General features: G+C 73.1%; 18 protein-coding genes. 3 read left to right on the forward strand and 15 right to left on the reverse strand.

The features are described from left to right. The 11 genes from ABZV94_RS34510 to ABZV94_RS34560 form a co-directional block, all read right to left on the reverse strand. The coding region (locus ABZV94_RS34510; protein WP_356347590.1) for a zf-HC2 domain-containing protein at positions 1 to 319 on the reverse strand (319 nt) is incomplete at its 3' end. Beyond that, complete coding sequence (locus tag ABZV94_RS34515) at positions 309 to 896, reverse strand: sigma-70 family RNA polymerase sigma factor (RefSeq protein ID WP_356347592.1); 588 nt, start codon at positions 894 to 896, stop codon at positions 309 to 311. The genes ABZV94_RS34515 and ABZV94_RS34510, both read right to left, overlap by 11 nt. Positions 897 to 1004: 108 nt before the next feature. Continuing rightward, on the reverse strand, positions 1005 to 1550 hold the full coding sequence (locus ABZV94_RS34520; protein ID WP_103812451.1) for an arginine repressor: 546 nt from the start codon (positions 1548 to 1550) through the stop codon (positions 1005 to 1007). Positions 1551 to 1557: 7 nt separating this feature from the next. Further along, positions 1558 to 2775 (reverse strand): acetylornithine transaminase, encoded by a 1218-nt coding sequence (locus ABZV94_RS34525; RefSeq protein ID WP_356347594.1) that lies wholly within the window; start codon positions 2773 to 2775, stop codon positions 1558 to 1560. After that, on the reverse strand, positions 2772 to 3680 hold the full coding sequence (argB, locus tag ABZV94_RS34530) for an acetylglutamate kinase (RefSeq protein WP_356347597.1): 909 nt from the start codon (positions 3678 to 3680) through the stop codon (positions 2772 to 2774). The genes ABZV94_RS34525 and argB overlap by 4 nt, the downstream gene beginning before the upstream one ends. Next, a complete protein-coding gene (argJ, locus tag ABZV94_RS34535; protein WP_356347599.1) occupies positions 3677 to 4828 on the reverse strand; it encodes a bifunctional glutamate N-acetyltransferase/amino-acid acetyltransferase ArgJ in 1152 nt (383 codons plus the stop codon). Before argJ ends, argB begins: the two co-directional genes overlap by 4 nt. Before the next feature lie 88 nt (positions 4829 to 4916). Then, entirely contained in the window at positions 4917 to 5945 is a 1029-nt protein-coding gene (gene argC / locus ABZV94_RS34540; RefSeq protein ID WP_356347602.1) for an N-acetyl-gamma-glutamyl-phosphate reductase, read from the reverse strand. A 46-nt stretch (positions 5946 to 5991) separates the two neighbouring features. Beyond that, entirely contained in the window at positions 5992 to 6360 is a 369-nt protein-coding gene (locus tag ABZV94_RS34545) for a GtrA family protein (protein ID WP_356347604.1), read from the reverse strand. Continuing rightward, positions 6360 to 7310 (reverse strand): glycosyltransferase family 2 protein, encoded by a 951-nt coding sequence (locus tag ABZV94_RS34550; protein ID WP_356347606.1) that lies wholly within the window; start codon positions 7308 to 7310, stop codon positions 6360 to 6362. The genes ABZV94_RS34545 and ABZV94_RS34550 overlap by 1 nt, the downstream gene beginning before the upstream one ends. Positions 7311 to 7332: 22 nt before the next feature. After that, on the reverse strand, positions 7333 to 9885 hold the full coding sequence (locus ABZV94_RS34555) for a YfhO family protein (protein WP_356347607.1): 2553 nt from the start codon (positions 9883 to 9885) through the stop codon (positions 7333 to 7335). A gap of 247 nt (positions 9886 to 10132) precedes the next feature. Then, positions 10133 to 10735 carry an ABATE domain-containing protein gene (locus tag ABZV94_RS34560; protein ID WP_356347609.1) on the reverse strand — a complete coding sequence of 201 codons (603 nt, stop codon included), beginning with the start codon at positions 10733 to 10735 and terminating at the stop codon, positions 10133 to 10135. Between the two features lie 82 nt (positions 10736 to 10817). On the opposite strand from ABZV94_RS34560, the gene ABZV94_RS34565 reads away from it, so the two are divergent. Both ABZV94_RS34565 and ABZV94_RS34570 read left to right on the forward strand, forming a co-directional pair. Next, positions 10818 to 12050: a cysteine desulfurase gene (locus tag ABZV94_RS34565; protein ID WP_356347612.1), complete on the forward strand. Its 1233-nt coding sequence runs from the start codon at positions 10818 to 10820 to the stop codon at positions 12048 to 12050. 50 nt (positions 12051 to 12100) lie between these two features. After that, a complete protein-coding gene (locus ABZV94_RS34570) occupies positions 12101 to 12541 on the forward strand; it encodes a carboxymuconolactone decarboxylase family protein (protein WP_356347614.1) in 441 nt (146 codons plus the stop codon). 7 nt (positions 12542 to 12548) lie between these two features. Here the strand turns inward: ABZV94_RS34570 and ABZV94_RS34575 are convergent, their stop codons facing one another. Beyond that, positions 12549 to 13076: an alpha-L-arabinofuranosidase C-terminal domain-containing protein gene (locus ABZV94_RS34575; RefSeq protein ID WP_356347617.1), complete on the reverse strand. Its 528-nt coding sequence runs from the start codon at positions 13074 to 13076 to the stop codon at positions 12549 to 12551. Between the two features lie 143 nt (positions 13077 to 13219). Here ABZV94_RS34575 and ABZV94_RS34580 point away from each other — a divergent pair, with 143 nt between their 5' ends. Then, entirely contained in the window at positions 13220 to 13666 is a 447-nt protein-coding gene (locus ABZV94_RS34580) for a DUF6314 family protein (protein WP_356347619.1), read from the forward strand. Here ABZV94_RS34580 and ABZV94_RS34585 read toward each other — a convergent pair. The 3 genes from ABZV94_RS34585 to ABZV94_RS34595 form a co-directional block, all read right to left on the reverse strand. Next, positions 13663 to 14256: a histidine phosphatase family protein gene (locus tag ABZV94_RS34585; protein ID WP_356347621.1), complete on the reverse strand. Its 594-nt coding sequence runs from the start codon at positions 14254 to 14256 to the stop codon at positions 13663 to 13665. The two genes, ABZV94_RS34580 and ABZV94_RS34585, sit on opposite strands and share 4 nt — an antisense overlap. Before the next feature lie 49 nt (positions 14257 to 14305). Continuing rightward, positions 14306 to 14758 carry a GNAT family N-acetyltransferase gene (locus tag ABZV94_RS34590; protein WP_356347622.1) on the reverse strand — a complete coding sequence of 151 codons (453 nt, stop codon included), beginning with the start codon at positions 14756 to 14758 and terminating at the stop codon, positions 14306 to 14308. Positions 14759 to 14768: 10 nt separating this feature from the next. Beyond that, on the reverse strand, positions 14769 to 15859 hold a 1091-nt coding region (locus ABZV94_RS34595), incomplete at its 5' end, for a PLP-dependent aminotransferase family protein (RefSeq protein WP_356347625.1).

A 15859-nucleotide genomic window follows, 5' to 3' on the forward strand; every position in this document is an offset into this window, starting at 1 on the left:
ATCCTCGTACAGGTGCACGCTCAGCGGGGCGGCCTCGTCCCCCACGATGATGGTCGGCCGGCCGCCGCCCCTCGGGGGCCGCCGCCGACTGGGCGAGGCCGCGCGCCACACGGGTCTCGAAGCCGGACGGCGGCTCCCGGCCCGGCAGCAGGCCGACCAGCCGGTCGCCGATCAGGGTCAGTTGCCGGATGTACTCCCGGCAGTCCGCGCACCCGTCCAGATGGGCGACCGCCTCGGCCCGCTCCCGGCCGGGCAGCACGCCCAGCGCCAGCTCGGGACCGATCTCCCGCAGCTTCTCACAGTTCGCGTCACTGGACATGGTCGCCCCGTTCCGAAGAAGCGACGGTGGTGCGCAGCCGTGCCATCGCCGTCCTGATCCGCGTCTTGGCGGTACCCAGCGGAATCCGCTCCGCGTCGGCGACCTGCTGGGCCGTCATGCCGTAGATGCCGGCCATCATCAGCGCCCTGGCCTGCTCCCGGGGCAGCCGCGCCAGGGCCGACCGGACCTGGGCCGAGGCCTCGTCGGCCAGCGCCCACCGCTCGGGGGTCTCGGTGACCGCGTCCAGCAGCTCCTCCAGGTCCTCGGGTGCCAGCGGCTCCGTCCGCCGGGCCCGGACCGCGTCGACGGCCAGGTTGTGCGCGATGGCCGTCAGCCAGGTCATGACCGAGCCGCGGCGCGAGTCGTAGATCTGCGCATGACGCCACGCACGCTCGAACGTCTGCTGGGCGACGTCCTCGGCGAGCTGCTGGTCCCCGGTGACGGCCTTGGCCACGCCGAAGACCCGGTGCTGGAACCTCCGCACGAAGATCACGGCCAGCTCCGGATCTCCGGCGGCCAGCCCGGACAGCAGAGCCTCGTCCGGGAGGCGGCCGACGGGGAACCGATATCCCGACACACCTCTGTATACGTTCGACGGCCGCCAGCGGATTGTCCGTCCCCCTGGCCGCTCGCCGCGGAAGATCACATGCCCATTCTGCGTCGGCGGGGCGGGCGCCGCACGCGGTCAGTGCCCGTTCTGCGCCAGCCGCAGCAGATGGTCCGCCAGCGCCTGGCCCCCGCTGGGGTCCCGGCTGATCAGCAGCAGCGTGTCGTCGCCGGCGATCGTCCCCAGGATGTCGTGCAGCTCCGCCTGGTCGATGGCGGAGGCGAGGAACTGCGCGGCCCCCGGGGGAGTCCGCAGGACCACCAGGTTCGCCGAGGCCTCCGCGGAGATCAGCAGCTCCTGGGAGAGCCGCCGCATCCGCTCCTCCTTGGCCGACTCCCCCAGCGGAGCCCGCGGCGTACGGAAGCCGCCCTCGCTCGGCACCGCGTAGATCAGGTCGCCGTCGGTGTTGCGGATCTTCACCGCGTTCAGCTCGTCGAGGTCCCGGCTGAGCGTCGCCTGCGTGACGCTCAGCCCGTCGTCGGCGAGCAACTTGGCCAGTTGGCTCTGCGACCGCACCGGCTGCCGGTTGAGGATGTCCACGATCCGGCGGTGCCGTGCGGTGCGGGTCTGCGGCACGGCGGGCCCGGCACCGTTTCCCGCCTCGTGGTCCTGCGCCTCGCTCATCGTCGTCTCATTCTCCGGATCGTCCTTCCCCGTCCACGGGGTTCGCCGCGTCGAGGATGCCGGGCAGCGCCCGGAGCAGCGCACCCGCCTCGTCGTCGCGCAGATTCAGCGGCGGCATGAGCCGTACGACGTCCGGGGCGGGCGCGTTCACCAGGAACCCGGCCTCCTGGGCCGCCTGCTGCACCTGCGGTGCGCGCGGCCCGGTGAGCACGATACCCAGGAGCAGGCCCGCACCCCGGACATGATCGATCAACGGGTGGTTCAGGGCCTCGACGCCGTCCCGCAGCCTCTCGCTCTGCCGCTTGACGTTGTCGAGCAGGCCCTCGCCCTCGATGGTGTCGAGCACGGCGAGCCCGGCGGCGCAGGCGACCGGGTTGCCGCCGAAGGTGGTCCCGTGCTGGCCGGGCCGGAGCAGCTCGGCGGCCCGGCCGAAGGCCACGGTCGCGCCGAGCGGCAGCCCGCCGCCGAGCTGTTTGGCGAGGGTGACGACGTCGGGCAGCACGCCCTCGTGGGCCTGGTACTCGAACCAGGTGCCGGTCCGCCCGATACCGGTCTGCACCTCGTCCAGGACGAGCAGCGCTCCGGTGGCGGCGGTGATCGCGCGGGCCGCCTTGAGGTAGCCGGCCGGGGGCACGACGACACCGTTCTCACCCTGGATCGGCTCGATGACCACCAGGGCGGTGTCCTCGGTGACCGCGGCGGCCAGTGCCTGCGCGTCGCCGTAGGGCACGTGGGTGACCTCGCCGGGCAGCGGCCGGAAGGGGTCCTGCTTGGCGGGCTGGCCGGTGAGCGCGAGGGCGCCCATCGTGCGGCCGTGGAAGCCGCCGTCGGTGGCGACCATGTGGGTGCGCCCGGTGAGCCGGCCGATCTTGAAGGCGGCCTCGTTGGCCTCGGCACCGGAGTTGCAGAAGAAGACCCGGCCGTCCCGGCCGAACAGCGTCAGCAGCCGTTCGGCGAGGGCGACGGTGGGCTCGGCCATGAAGAAGTTGGAGATGTGGCCGAGGGAGCCGATCTGCCGGGTCACGGCCTCGACGATCGCGGGGTGGGCGTGGCCGAGCGCGTTGGTGGCGATGCCCCCGACGAAGTCGAGGTACTGCCGGCCCTCGGCGTCCCACACCTTGGTGCCCTCGCCGCGGACGAGGGGCAGCCGCGGGGTGCCGTAGTTGTTCATGAGCGCGCCCTGCCAGCGCTGGGTCAGCTCCTGGTTGCCCTGGTGGCCCGTCACTGCGCGTCCCCCTCAAGCTCGTCGGGCACGACCATGGTGCCGATGCCCTCGTCGGTGAAGATCTCCAGCAGGATCGAGTGCTGGACCCGGCCGTCGATGACGCGGGCGGTCGTCACGCCGTTGCGCACGGCGTGCAGGCAGCCCTCCATCTTCGGCACCATGCCGGAACTCAGCTCCGGCAGCAGCTTCTCCAGCTGGGAAGCGGTGAGCCGGCTGATCACCTCGTCGGAGTTCGGCCAGTCCTCGTAGAGGCCCTCGACGTCGGTGAGGACCATGAGGGTCTCGGCGCCCAGTGCCGCAGCGAGTGCCGCAGCCGCCGTATCAGCATTGACGTTGTAGACATGTCCGTCGTCCTGGGAGCGGGCGATCGAGGAGACGACCGGGATGCGGCCGTCGGCCAGCAGCGCCTCGATCGCGCCGGTGTCGATCTCGGTGATCTCGCCGACCCGGCCGATGTCGACCGGCTCGCCGTCGATCTGCGGGGTGTGCTTGGTGGCGGTGATGGTGTGCGCGTCCTCGCCGGTCAGGCCGACGGCGAGCGGACCGTGCTGGTTGAGCAGGCCGACCAGCTCGCGCTGCACCTGTCCGGCGAGCACCATCCGTACGACGTCCATGGCGTCCTCGGTGGTGACGCGCAGGCCCGCCTTGAACTCGCTGACGATGCCGTGCCGGTCGAGGGCGGCGCTGATCTGCGGGCCGCCGCCGTGCACGACGACCGGCTTGAGGCCGGCGTGCCGCAGGAAGACGACGTCCTGGGCGAAGGCGGCCTTCAGCTCCTCGTTCACCATGGCGTTGCCGCCGAACTTGATGACGACGATCTTGCCGTGGTGCCGGGTCAGCCAGGGCAGCGCCTCGATGAGGATCCGGGCTTTCGGCAGTGCCGTGTGTTTCCGCGTCGTGGTCATGAGGAGTAGGCGCTGTTCTCGTGGACGTAGTCGGCGGTCAGGTCGTTGGTCCAGATGGTCGCGGTCTCGGCGCCGGCGGCGAGGTCGGCCACGATGTGGACCTCGCGGTAGCGCATGTCGACCAGGTCGCGGTCCTCGCCGACGCTGCCGTTCTTGCAGACCCAGACGCCGTTGATGGCGACGTTGAGCTGGTCCGGTTCGAAGGCCGCCTTGGTGGTGCCGATCGCGGACAGGACGCGGCCCCAGTTGGGGTCCTCGCCGTGGATCGCGCACTTGAGGAGGTTGTTGCGGGCGATGGAGCGGCCCACCTCGACGGCGTCCTCCTCGCTCGCCGCGTTGATCACCTCGACCTTGATGTCCTTGCTGGCGCCCTCGGCGTCGCCGATGAGCTGCCGGCCGAGGTCGGCGCAGACCTGCCGTACGGCCTCGGCGAACTCCTCGTACCGCGGAGTGACGCCGGAGGCGCCCGAGGCGAGCAGCAGGACGGTGTCGTTGGTGGACATGCAGCCGTCGGAGTCGACGCGGTCGAAGGTGACCTTGGTGGCCGCGCGCAGCGCCCTGTCCAGGGTCTCGTCGTCCAGGTCGGCGTCGGTGGTGAGGACGACCAGCATGGTGGCGAGGCCGGGCGCGAGCATGCCGGCGCCCTTGGCCATGCCGCCGACGGTCCAGCCGTCCTTGGTGACGACGGCCGTCTTGTGGACGGTGTCGGTGGTCTTGATGGCGATGGCGGCCTTCTCGCCGCCGTGCTCGCTGAGGGAGGCGGCGGCCGTCTCCACGCCCTTGAGGAGCTTGTCCATGGGGAGCAGCACGCCGATCAGGCCGGTGGAGCAGACGGCCACCTCGATGGCGCCCCGGCCGAGCACCTCGGCCGCCTTCTCGGCGGTGGCGTGGGTGTCCTGGAAGCCCTGGGGGCCGGTACAGGCGTTGGCGCCGCCGGAGTTGAGGACGACCACCGAGACCTGGCCGCTCTTGAGGACCTGCTCGGACCAGAGCACCGGCGCGGCCTTCACACGGTTGGAGGTGAAGACGCCCGCGGCGGCACGGCGGGGCCCGTTGTTGACCACGAGGGCCAGGTCCGGGTTGCCGTTCTCCTTGATCCCGGCGGCGATGCCGGCCGCCGTGAATCCCTTGGCTGCCGTGACACTCACTGCATCTCCTTGTTCGCTTCTCCGCCCGTGCAGCGCAGCGGTGCGGCCATCGTCGTCGTCTGCGGCCCGGCGGCTGCACGCACGTCGCTCACGGTGCGACTCCGATCGTGGAAAGACCCGTGGTCTCGTCGAGACCGAGGGCGATGTTCATGCTCTGGACGGCACCGCCCGCGGTGCCCTTGGTCAGGTTGTCGATGGCGCTGATCGCGATGATGCGGCCCACGGCGGCGTCGTACGCGACCTGCACCTGAACGGCGTTGGAACCGTGGACGGACGCCGTGGCGGGCCACTGGCCCTCGGGGAGCAGGTGGACGAAGGGCTCGTCGGCGTAGGCCTTCTCGTAGGCGGCGCGCACCGAGTCGGCCGTGACCCCCTCGGCGGCGGACGCGCTGCACGTGGCGAGGATGCCCCGGGGCATCGGCGCGAGGGTCGGCGTGAAGGAGACCCGCACGGTTTCCCCGGCGACCGCGCTGAGGTTCTGGATCATCTCGGGGGTGTGCCGGTGGCCGCCGCCGACGCCGTACGGCGACATGGAGCCCATGACCTCGCTGCCGAGCAGGTGCGGCTTGGGTGCCTTGCCCGCGCCGGAGGTGCCGGACGCGGCGACGATCACCGCCTCGGGCCCGGCGAGTCCGGCCGCGTAGGCCGGGTACAGGGCGAGGGAGACGGCGGTCGGGTAGCAACCGGGCACGGCGATGCGCTTGGACCCCGCGAGCCGGGCGCGGGCGCCCGGAAGTTCGGGGAGGCCGTAGGGCCAGGTGCCGGCGTGCGGGGAGCCGTAGAACCGCTCCCAGTCGGCCGGGTCCTCGAGCCGGAAGTCGGCACCCATGTCGATCACGAGGACGTCGGGGCCGAGTTGCTCGGCGACGGCGGCGGACTGTCCGTGGGGCAGCGCGAGGAAGACCACGTCGTGCCCGGCGAGGGCCTCGGGCGTGGTCTCGGCCAGCACGCGGCCGGCCAGCGGCAGCAGGTGCGGCTGGAGCGCGCCGAGCCGCTGTCCGGCGTTGGAGTTTCCGGTCAGGGCACCGATCTCGACCTCGGGGTGCGCGAGGAGCAGCCGCAGGACCTCTCCGCCCGCGTATCCGCTCGCTCCGGCCACCGCCGCACGTACCGCCATGTCCATCCTCCTCCTGGATGGCATGACTATACGTATCGCTGCACGTTTATGCAATCGACTGGGGCAGCATCACCCAGCGCGAGACCACGAAGGTGACCGGGATCGCCGCCGCGGAGGCGAGCAGCGGGGCGAAGCGGCTGCCGGCGTGCAGGAGGTCGACGATCACGTAGACACCCGCCGTGGTGATCAGGAAATTGGTGGCGTTCGTCAGCGGGAACAGCAGGAATTTCCGCCAGGTGGGCCGGGTCCGGTAGGTGAAGCGCGCGTTCAGGAAAAACGACCCGGTCATGCTGAGCAGAAAAGCGAGGGTGTGCGCGGCCAGATAGGGAAGAGCGGTCAGGAACAACAGGTAAAGACCGTAGTAGGTCGCCGTGTTCACGACGCCGACCGCCGCGAAGGCCAGAATCTGCCGCATCAGGGGATGAGATCCTTCGTCCGCTCCACGTTGGTCGCCTTCACCAGGAAGTGCGGGCGCCCCTTCACCTCGTAGTAGATGCGGCCGGTGTACTCCCCGATGACTCCCAGCATGACCATCTGGACGCCCGCTAGGGCGGTGACGGCGGTGATGATCGTCACATAGCCGGGGGTCTGGACGCCGTGGGCGAGCGCGGCGCCCACGATCCAGGCGGTGTAGAGACCCGCGCACAGCAGCAGGCCCACGCCGAGCCAGAGCGCGGCGCGCAGCGGGCGGTTGTTGAAGGACAGCAGTCCGTCGAGGCCGTAGTTGAGCAGGCCGCGCAGGTTCCAGGAGCTGCGGCCGGCCTCGCGCGCGGCGTTGCGGTACTCGAAGGTGGTGCTCGGGAAGCCCACCCAGGCGAACAGGCCCTTGGAGAAGCGGTTGTACTCGGTCAGGGCCAGCACCGCGTCCACCACCCGGCGCGACAGCAGCCGGAAGTCCCCCGCCCCGTCGACCAGTTCGACGTCGACCAGGCGGTTGACGAGCCGGTAGTACAGCCGCGCGGTGAGGGTCCGGGTGAGCCGGTCGCCGGTGCGGGTGCGCTGGGCGATGACCTGGTCGTGGCCCTGCTCGCGCAGCTCGATCATGCGCCTGATCAGCGCCGGCGGGTGCTGGAGGTCGGCGTCCATGACGATCACCGAGTCGCCGGAGGCGTGCCGCAGGCCCGCGAGCAGGGCCGCCTCCTTGCCGAAGTTGCGGCTGAAGGAGACGTAGCGCACCCGGGAGTCGAGGCCCGCCAGCTCCTCCAGGACGGCGAGCGTGCGGTCCCGGCTGCCGTCGTCGACGTAGACGAACTCCATGTCGTGGCCGAGGGGCAGCAGTTCCTCGGCGACCTTCTGGACCTCCTCGTGGAAACGGGCGAGGACGTCTTCCTCGTTGTAGCAGGGCGCGACGATCGATATCAGCATGCGGGGTCCCCCCTGGGCGCGGTCAGGAAGCGGTGGTCACGCGCTCGCGCGGTGATGTGGTCGTGGGCGGCGCCGGGGCGCGCCGGCGGCGGACGGCGGTCAGGGCGGTGAGCAGGACGAGCGTCAGCAGCGAGGCGGCGCCCACGGTCATGCCCAGCCGCAGGCCGGGTGGGTGGAAGGTGCACGTCAGGCGGGTGGCAGTGCCGTCGAGGGGCACCGCGATCAGACCGTGGAAGGCATCGGCGGGCCGCTCGGGTCCGTCGCCGGTGGCACAGCGCCAGCCGGCGATCCGGGGGGCGGCGACGACCGCGATGCCCTTGCTGCCGGCGGGCAGCAGGGCCCGTACCGTGGCGCCGGAGACGGTCACCTCCGTCGCGCCGGTCGCCTTCAGGCGGGCGGCGGCGGAGGCCAGCCGGGCCGTGTCCAGGCAGCCGACCGCGCCGGGCGGGATGCGGCCGGGCCGGTCCGGGGTCAGCTCGATCCGCACCGAGCCCGAGGCGGGGGCGGTGCCGAGCGGCTCCATGGCGGCGCGGTTGCGCGGGAACGCGAACCGGAACCGGGCCGACTCCCCGGCGCCGGCCAGCCGCGCGGTGCCGGAGAAGTGCGGGGCCCACAGGTGGACCTGTGTGCCGGCCGGGCACCGGGCGGTGACCGTCGGCCGGGTCAGGGCGTTGCCCTCCCCGACCCGGCGGGAGGGGACCGGCCGCCCGCCGTCGTCGTGCACGGTGACGGGGGGCACGGTGTAGACGCGGCTGCCGAGCAGCAGTTCCTGGTTGCGGTACGGCGACGGCCCGAACGGTGTCCGGTCGGGCGCGGCCCGGACGGTGACCAGGGGCGGCACGTCCCGCCGGGTGACGGTGACGGGTCCGCCGCCCGGGGGCGCGTGCTTCTGGTGCGGGTCGGGCGGGGAGTGCACCCGGGCGCCGACCGAGAAGACGACGTCCGTGACGGCGTTGTCCAGGCTCTGCACGCTCCGGCCGCGCGAGGTCCAGCCGTCGCCGAGGGCGGTGAGGGTGCGGCTGAGGACGTCCGGGGTCAGGCTGCTGTAGTACTGGGCGCCCTCGCCGCCCACCAGCAGCGGGTCGTTGCCGACGGTCTGCTCGCGGCCGGGGTCGGTGCGGTACCGCGGCCAGTCGTCGGCATCGGCGATCGCCGCCGCCTGCGTCCGCTGCCGCTCGCCCCAGGGCGCGTAGTCGTCCAGGTGCCCGAGGCGCAGCCGGCTGTCCACGGCGGACGTGGCGGCCGTCTCGCCCACCTGGGCGCCGAGGAGCAGGACGACGGCCAGAGCGGCGAGCCGGATGCGCTGCCCGGCGCGGCCCAGCAGCACCAGGCCGCCGACGGCGCCCGCGAGGGCGAGCACGAGCACCGGCCAGGTGTACGGCCGGACCAGCGTGCTCCGGCTCGCCACGGCGACGATCAGCACGAGCAGCGCGGTCGCGGCACCGAGGGCGCGCCGGTCGGGCAGGCCGTACGCCACGGCGTGCCAGGCGGCGACGACGAGCAGGCCGCACAGCACGAACGCCTGCCGGTAGGGGCTGCCCTGCGGGGTGGCGAAGGCGTGCCACAGCAGGTGGGTGGGGCCCCACTGGAGGGAGAGGGCCACCGCGAGCGCCAGCGCCGTCCAGCCGGTGCGCACCGGGACCGGGACGGCGCGGTGGAAGGGCAGGGCGAGGGCGAGCAGCAGGGCGGTGACGCCGACGTAGAGGGCCGGGGAGCCGAAGCCGTAGGTCGCGGGCAGCAGCCGGGCGGCCACGTCCTCGGTGGGCACCGGGGCGAACTGGCGTACGCGGCCGGGATAGGCGTGCTTGGTGCCGAGGTAGACGACCGCCACGAGCGGGGCGGCGAGGCCCACGCCGAGGGCGGTGGTGAGGGCGGCGCGGCCGGCCGCGGCGAGCGCCTGTCGGCGCGGCGGGCGGGCGAGCAGCAGGCGCAGCAGCAGCACCAGGCCGGCCCCGAGGGTGGCCATGTAGGCGGTGTAGAAGTTGGCGGTCCAGGCGAGGGCGACGATCAGGACGCCGGCCGGGCGCCGGCGCCCGGTGAGCGCCCACTCGCCGACCAGGCACAGCAGCGGCAGGGCGATCAGGCCGTCGAGCCACATCGGGTTGTAGGAGGCGTCGGCGGTGCTCCAGCCGCACAGCGCGTACGAGGCGCCGAGCAGGCCCGCCGCCCACCAGCGGCCGGGGCGCAGGGTGAGCAGCAGCCAGGCCATGGCCGCGGCGGCGGAGGCGGTCTTCAGCAGGGTGACGGCGTAGACGGCGAGGTCGATCTCGTCGCGCGGGAAGAGGGCGACGAGCAGGGCGTAGGGGCTGCCGAGGTAGGTGCCGAGGTCGGGGAGGAAGCTCGTGCCGTAGCCGGACTGCCAGTTGACGAGGAGGCCGCCGTGGGCCCTGCCGTGGAGCAGGTCCCACAGGTGGGCGTGGAAGGGCACGTACTGGTTGCCGAGGTCGTTGACGCTGCGGGTGCGGGGGCCGAAGGGGTAGCCGCGCGCCAGCACGTCACCGGCGCAGAAGGCGGTGATCGTGACGGCCGCGGCGAGCAGGGCGGCGGCCTGCCGCGGTCGGGAGATCGCTTTCACACCCGGTTCCTGTCCGGGTGTCGCGGCGCGTTCCCGTGGGCCGTGTCACTTTCACCGGGCGGGGTATTGCGGTGCATATTCGGCGGTCCTCACAGAATGTCTGCCCCATCGATTCGCCGACTTAGACGGGGCGTGATTCCGGATGGTTGTGTGCTCACCGAAAAGTGAGGCGACATCTTCCGAATACGGGAAACACCGCGTGAATTACATGTCCTATCGGAAAACATTCGCTTTCCGGTAGGTGTTCTCAGGGTGAACCGGCCTTGCGGGCCGCGTAGGCCCGGGCGGCCCGGACCCGGTTGCCGCACTTGGTGGTGCACCAGCGGCGGGCGCCGTGGGAGCGCAGGAACCAGCGGGCGCACCCCTGGGCGGCGCACTCCGTGAGCAGGTCCGCGTCGGCGCCAGTGAGCAGGTCGGCGGCGTCCTCGGCGAGCTGTGAGAGCGCGGCGGCGGCCGGGTTGCCGGAATCGGGGACGTCGGCGCGGTGGGGGCCGTCGGCGGTCCAGGCCAGCCGCGGGGTGGCGGGGGCGGCGGCGAGGGTGGCGTTGAGGGTGTCGAGGGCGTCGGCGGGCGGCCGCGTCCCGGCGGCGCGGGCGGCGAAGAGGGCCCGCAGCGCCTCCCGCAGGGCCCGCAGCCTGCCGGCCTGTCTACCGTTCAGGTGCACCCGGTCGGGCAGCAGCGCGTGCCGGACCAGCCACAGGTGCGCGGCCCCGGTGTCGTCGAGCAGGTCGACCTGGCCGTGGCTGACGGTGAACCGCGTGTTGACCAGCGCCAGCGCGGCGTACCGGTCCTCGCCGGGGACGGGGAGCTGGTGCAGGTAGACGGGGGCCTCGTGATCCACGGCTCTCATGGTAATCCTTGCGGTTCTCCGTGAGGAGGTCTTAGCGTGTCTCACGGAGAACCGAGTACGAAACCGTGAGAGGTGAGCCGTCGTGGGCTTCGACGTGGACGCGCTGCGCAAGGACTTCCCGATCCTTCGGCGGACGGTGGCGAGCGGCGCGCCGCTGGTCTACCTGGACTCCGGGGCCACCACCCAGAAGCCGCTCCAGGTCCTGGACGCCGAGCGGGACTTCTACCTCACGCACAACGCCGCCGTGCACCGCGGGGCGCACCAGCTCGCGGGCGAGGCGACGGAGGCGTACGAGCAGGCCCGGCACACGGTCGCCCGGTTCATCGGCGCCGCCGACGACGAGGTGGTCTTCACCAAGAACACCACCGAGGGCATCAACCTGGTCGCCTACGCGCTGGGCAACGCCGGCCGGCTCGGCCCCGGCGACCGGATCGTGGTGACCGAGATGGAGCACCACGCGAACCTGGTCCCCTGGCAGCAGCTCGCCGAGCGGACCGGCGCGACGCTCGACTGGTTCGGCCTCACCGACGACGGCCGCCTCGACCTGTCCCGGACGGACGAGCTGCTGGACGAGCGCACCAAGGTGCTCGCCCTCACCCACCAGTCCAACGTCCTCGGCACGCTCAACCCGGTGCGGGAGCTCGCCGACCGCGCACACGCCCACGGCACGCTGGTGGTCGTGGACGGTGCCCAGTCCGTCCCGCACCGCCCGGTCGACGTCGGTGAGCTGGGCGCGGACTTCCTCGCCTTCTCCGGGCACAAGATGCTCGGCCCGAACGGCGTCGGCGTGCTGTGGGGCCGCGCCGCGCTCCTCGCCGGGCTGCCGCCGTTCCTCACCGGCGGCTCGATGATCGAGATCGTGGAGATGGACCGCACCACCTTCCTGCCGCCGCCGCAGCGCTTCGAGGCGGGTGTGCCGATGACCGCGCAGGCGGTGGGGCTCGCGGCGGCGGTGGAGTACCTGGAGCGGCTGGGCATGGCGGAGGTGGCGGCGTACGAGGACACGCTCACCGCCCGCGCCCTCCAGCTGCTCGCCGAGGTGCCCGGGGTCCGGGTGGTCGGCCCCGCGGACCTCACCGACCGGGGCTCGGCCGTCTCCTTCACGGTCGACGGCATCCACCCGCACGACGTCGGCCAGGTGCTGGACGAGCGGGGCGTCGCCGTCCGCGTCGGCCACCACTGCGCCCGCCCGGCCGTGCGCCGTTACGGCATCCCGGCGACCACCCGGGCGAGCTTCTACGTCTACAACACCCTGGACGAGGTGGACGCCCTGGTGGACGGCGTCCGCGCGGCCCAGAAGTACTTCGGGCGGTGAACGGGAGCGCGCTTGCGCTGGAGCGCACTCCAACTCCTACGGTTCCGTGTATGAGCAACGAACACAGCACCACCCGTGACGAGCGCTTCGCCCACGGCCTGGAGGTCCTGCGCAAGGTCGACGGCGAGGCCGGACAGCGGGTCGTCGACGCGCTCGCCGACGTCAGCCCGGAGCTGGGGCACCAGGTCGTCGCCTGGGCCTTCGGGGAGATCTACGACCGGCCCGCGCTCGCCCCGCGCGACCGCCAGCTGGTCACCCTGGGCATGCTCACCGCGCTCGGCGGCTGCGAGGCCCAGCTGGACGTGCACGTGAACGCGGCCCTCAACGTCGGGCTCACGCCGGAGGAGATCACGGAGGCGCTGCTGCACTCCGCCGTCTACTGCGGCATCCCGAAGGCGCTCAACGCCACCTTCGCCGCGAAGAAGGTCTTCGCCGAGCGCGGGCTGCTGCCGCTCGGACAGCGGCCCGCGCCGGACGCCGCTCCGGCGTGATCCGCCGCTACCGCTGCCTGATCCTCGGGAACGTGACGGAGTTCGCCGGGAAGGTGTACGTGAACCGGCCGGCGACCCCGGTCACGGTGGACGTCCGGGGGGCGACCGCCGTGGACGTCTCGGTGTTCACCGCGTCCGGCGCGGCGGCGAGGGTGGTCGCCTTCGCCTTGGGCGCCACCGCGGCGCCGCCGAGGTCGACGACGGTGCGGGCCGCGGCGGGCTGGGCGTTGACGACCTTCACGATCAGCTCGCCGGTCTTCGCGTCCCGGTGACGACCTGGCGGAACGGCTCGGCCGGCTTGTCGTCGGGGGTTCTGGACGAGTTCGGCGCGCAGACCGCCGTCGGCGGCGCGGTTGATGTCCTCGAAGAAGACGCCGTACATCGTCTTGTCGATCGTCGGCCCGGTGGCGGAGGGGTCGACGGTGATCGTGTAGTCGGTGACGTCCTCGGCTTGGGCGGGGGCGGGGAGGGCGGCCGTGGCGAGCAGCACGGCGCTCGTTTTCAGGCCGAGTCTCCAGCGGGCGGTGCGTGACATGGATACTCCGCCGGCGCGATATTCGAAATATCGGACACTTGTCAGCACTTCGAACGCACGGCAGGAAAGGGCCATGAGCGCGTCAATGGGGCCGACCGGCGCCCCGCCCCCGGCGGCACCCAGGCCCGCGTAAGCTCGCGGACATGCGTGAGTACTGGCCGGTGCCCGACGTACTGGCCCATCTGGCCGGGCGGTGGCGCGTCGAACGTGACGTGCGCGACCTGGCGAGCGGGGACGAGGGGCACTTCACGGGGACGACCGTCTTCAGCGCGCTGGCCGGTGGCGGACTGCTGCACGAGGAGTCCGGCACCTTCATCTGGCAAGGGGTGGCGCGGCCCGCCACCCGGACCCTGCGCTTCCTGCCGGGACCCGCGCCGGGCCGGGCCGACGTGCGGTTCGCGGACGGGCGGCCCTTCCACGAACTGGACCTCACCACGGGCCGGTTCGTCGCCGACCACCCCTGCGCGGCCGACCTCTACCGGGGCGAGTTCACCGTCCGGGACGCCGACCGGTGGCGCACGGTGTGGCGGGTCGGAGGACCGGCGAAGGACCTGGTCCTCACCACCGACTATGTGCGGGACAGGCCCTAGCGGCGCGAGGCCTGGGCCGGGACCCCGTCGAAGCGGAGGTTCCAGCGGCCGGCGCGGCCCGTGACCGTCGTCGTGGACAGTGGGCGGACGTCGATGTTCCAGTAGGTCGACGGAGGCGCCTTCAGCGCGTAGACCAGGGCGGCCCGGATCACGGACGGCTCGGCCACCGCCACGATCCGGCCGCCGTCGTCCGCCGGCCGGGTGTCCAGCCAGCCGCCGACCCGGGCGATGAACGCCAGCAGCGACTCGCCGCCGTGCGGGGTGGACCGCGGGTCCGCGAGCCAGGCGTCCACCGCCTCCGGCTCCCGGGCCATCGCCTCGCCCAGTGTCAGCCCGCGCCAGCGGCCCATGTCGCAGTCCCGCAGCGCGAGCTGGAGCAGCGGGGCGTACCCCAGGGCGTCGCCCGTGGCCCGGCTGCGCGGCGTCGGCGAGCAGTAGCGCAGCTCGGCCGCGGCCAGCGGCAGCAGGTCCCCGGCGACGCGCTGCACCTCGTCCCAGCCGCCCTGGTCGAGCGGCCGGTCGTCCTGGAAGCGCTCCGCGAGCAGCGCGGCACCGCGCGCGGCGGCGACGAACGTCACCCTCAGTGGCATGCGGTGATGGTGGGCCCCGGCGAGCAGCAGGTCAAGAGACGGTGCGCGGTCAGGCGTCGGCCGTCTGCCCGAAGGTGTGCACCATGTACAGCTCGGGACGGTCCAGCGGCCGGAACCCCAGCCTCTCGTAGACCCCGTGGGCGTCCTGCGTCGCCAGCAGCAGCCGGCGCAGGCCGAGCGGTTCCAGGTGCGCGCGGATCCGGGCGACGAACGCCGTGCCGACGCCCTTCCCGCGCACCGACGGGTCGACGTACACGTCGGCGAGCCAGGCGAAGAGCGCCTGGTCGGTGACCACGCGGGCGTACGCCACCTGCTCCCCCGAGGCCGTGTCGTACACGCCGAAGTTCAGCGAGGACGCCATCGCCCGCTCGTGCTTCTCGCGCGGGCGGCCGATCGCCCAGTACGCGTCGGACGACAGCCAGCCGTGAACGCGGTCCACGTCGACCCGGGCGGAGTCGGCGGAGAACTCGTACCCCTGGGGAAGGTCAGGTGTATCGCTCATGCGGTGATCCTCACAGGCCCGGCCGCCCGGTGACGAGCGGATTTCCCACGACCTCGTCGTACGCGGCCCGCAGCCGCCGCACGCCCTCCGCGATCTCCCCGGTGCCGGCGACCGCGGCGAAGCTCAGGCGGAGGTGGGCGGCGGGGGGTTCGGCGCTGAAGTAGGGGCGGCCCGGGGTGACGGCGACGCCCACGCGGAGGGCCGCCGCGGTCAGCGCGGCCTCTCCCCCGGAGCCGACGGCACCGTCGGGCAGGCGCACCCACAGGTGATAACCGCCGGACGGGATGTGCGGCAGGGCGAGGTCGGGCAGGTCCCGGGCGAGCGCGCCGGTCATGGCGTCGCGGCGGGTCTTCAGCTCGGCCGCCAGGGCCCGCAGATGGCGGGGCCAGGCCGGGGAGCCGACGAGTTCCAGGGCGGCCTCCTGGAGCGGGCGGGGCACGAAGAAGCTGTCCACGACCTGGATGGCGCGCAGCCGTTCCAGCACCGGCCCGTGCGCGGCCAGGGCGCTCACCCGGAAGCTGGGCGAGGTGGCCTTGGTCAGCGAGCCGACGTGGACGACCACGCCGTCCGGGTCGTCGGCGGCCAGCGGGCGGGGCAGCGGGGCGGCGTCGGCGTGCACGAGCCGGCGGACGTAGTCGTCCTCGACGACGAACGCCCCGGCCTCGCGGGCGATGCGCAGCACCTCGGTGCGCCGGGCGGGCGCCAGCACGGCGCCGGTCGGGTTCTGGAACAGCGGCTGGCAGACGAAGACGCGGGCGCCGGTGGCGTGGAAGGCGTCCGCGAGCAGGTCCGGGCGCACCCCGTCGGGGTCGACGGGCACCGGGACGGGCCGCAGTCCGGCCGCGCGGGCGAGGGACAGCATGCCCGGGTAGGTGGGCGACTCGACGAGCACCGGGGCGCCGGGCGGGGCGAGCGCGCGCAGGGCGGTGGCCAGGGCCGCCTGGCCGCCCGCCGCGATCAGCACCTCGGCGGCGGTGACGGCGCCGCCGATCCCGCGCGCGAACCACTCCCGCAGCTCGGGCAGCCCCTCCAGCGGCGCCGGCGAGGCACTGCTCTCGGACCTGAGCCAACTGAGCCGCTTCGCCCGGCTGTTGGGTCCGC

The organism is Streptomyces sp. NPDC004658, from assembly GCF_040609555.1.
GTDB lineage: Bacteria > Actinomycetota > Actinomycetes > Streptomycetales > Streptomycetaceae > Streptomyces.

Excerpts from the sequence above, each read along its gene's own strand:
- argC (WP_356347602.1), bottom strand. The coding sequence starts at position 5,945 with ATGGCGGTACGTGCGGCGGTGGCCGGAGCGAGCGGATACGCGGGCGGA.
- argB (WP_356347597.1), bottom strand. The coding sequence starts at position 3,680 with ATGACCACGACGCGGAAACACACGGCACTGCCGAAAGCCCGGATCCTC.
- ABZV94_RS34550 (WP_356347606.1), bottom strand. The coding sequence starts at position 7,310 with ATGCTGATATCGATCGTCGCGCCCTGCTACAACGAGGAAGACGTCCTC.
- ABZV94_RS34560 (WP_356347609.1), bottom strand. The coding sequence starts at position 10,735 with ATGAGAGCCGTGGATCACGAGGCCCCCGTCTACCTGCACCAGCTCCCC.
- ABZV94_RS34545 (WP_356347604.1), bottom strand. The coding sequence starts at position 6,360 with ATGCGGCAGATTCTGGCCTTCGCGGCGGTCGGCGTCGTGAACACGGCG.
- ABZV94_RS34520 (WP_103812451.1), bottom strand. The coding sequence starts at position 1,550 with ATGAGCGAGGCGCAGGACCACGAGGCGGGAAACGGTGCCGGGCCCGCC.
- ABZV94_RS34580 (WP_356347619.1), top strand. The coding sequence starts at position 13,220 with ATGCGTGAGTACTGGCCGGTGCCCGACGTACTGGCCCATCTGGCCGGG.
- ABZV94_RS34585 (WP_356347621.1), bottom strand. The coding sequence starts at position 14,256 with ATGCCACTGAGGGTGACGTTCGTCGCCGCCGCGCGCGGTGCCGCGCTG.
- ABZV94_RS34575 (WP_356347617.1), bottom strand. The coding sequence starts at position 13,076 with ATGTCACGCACCGCCCGCTGGAGACTCGGCCTGAAAACGAGCGCCGTG.
- ABZV94_RS34570 (WP_356347614.1), top strand. The coding sequence starts at position 12,101 with ATGAGCAACGAACACAGCACCACCCGTGACGAGCGCTTCGCCCACGGC.
- ABZV94_RS34590 (WP_356347622.1), bottom strand. The coding sequence starts at position 14,758 with ATGAGCGATACACCTGACCTTCCCCAGGGGTACGAGTTCTCCGCCGAC.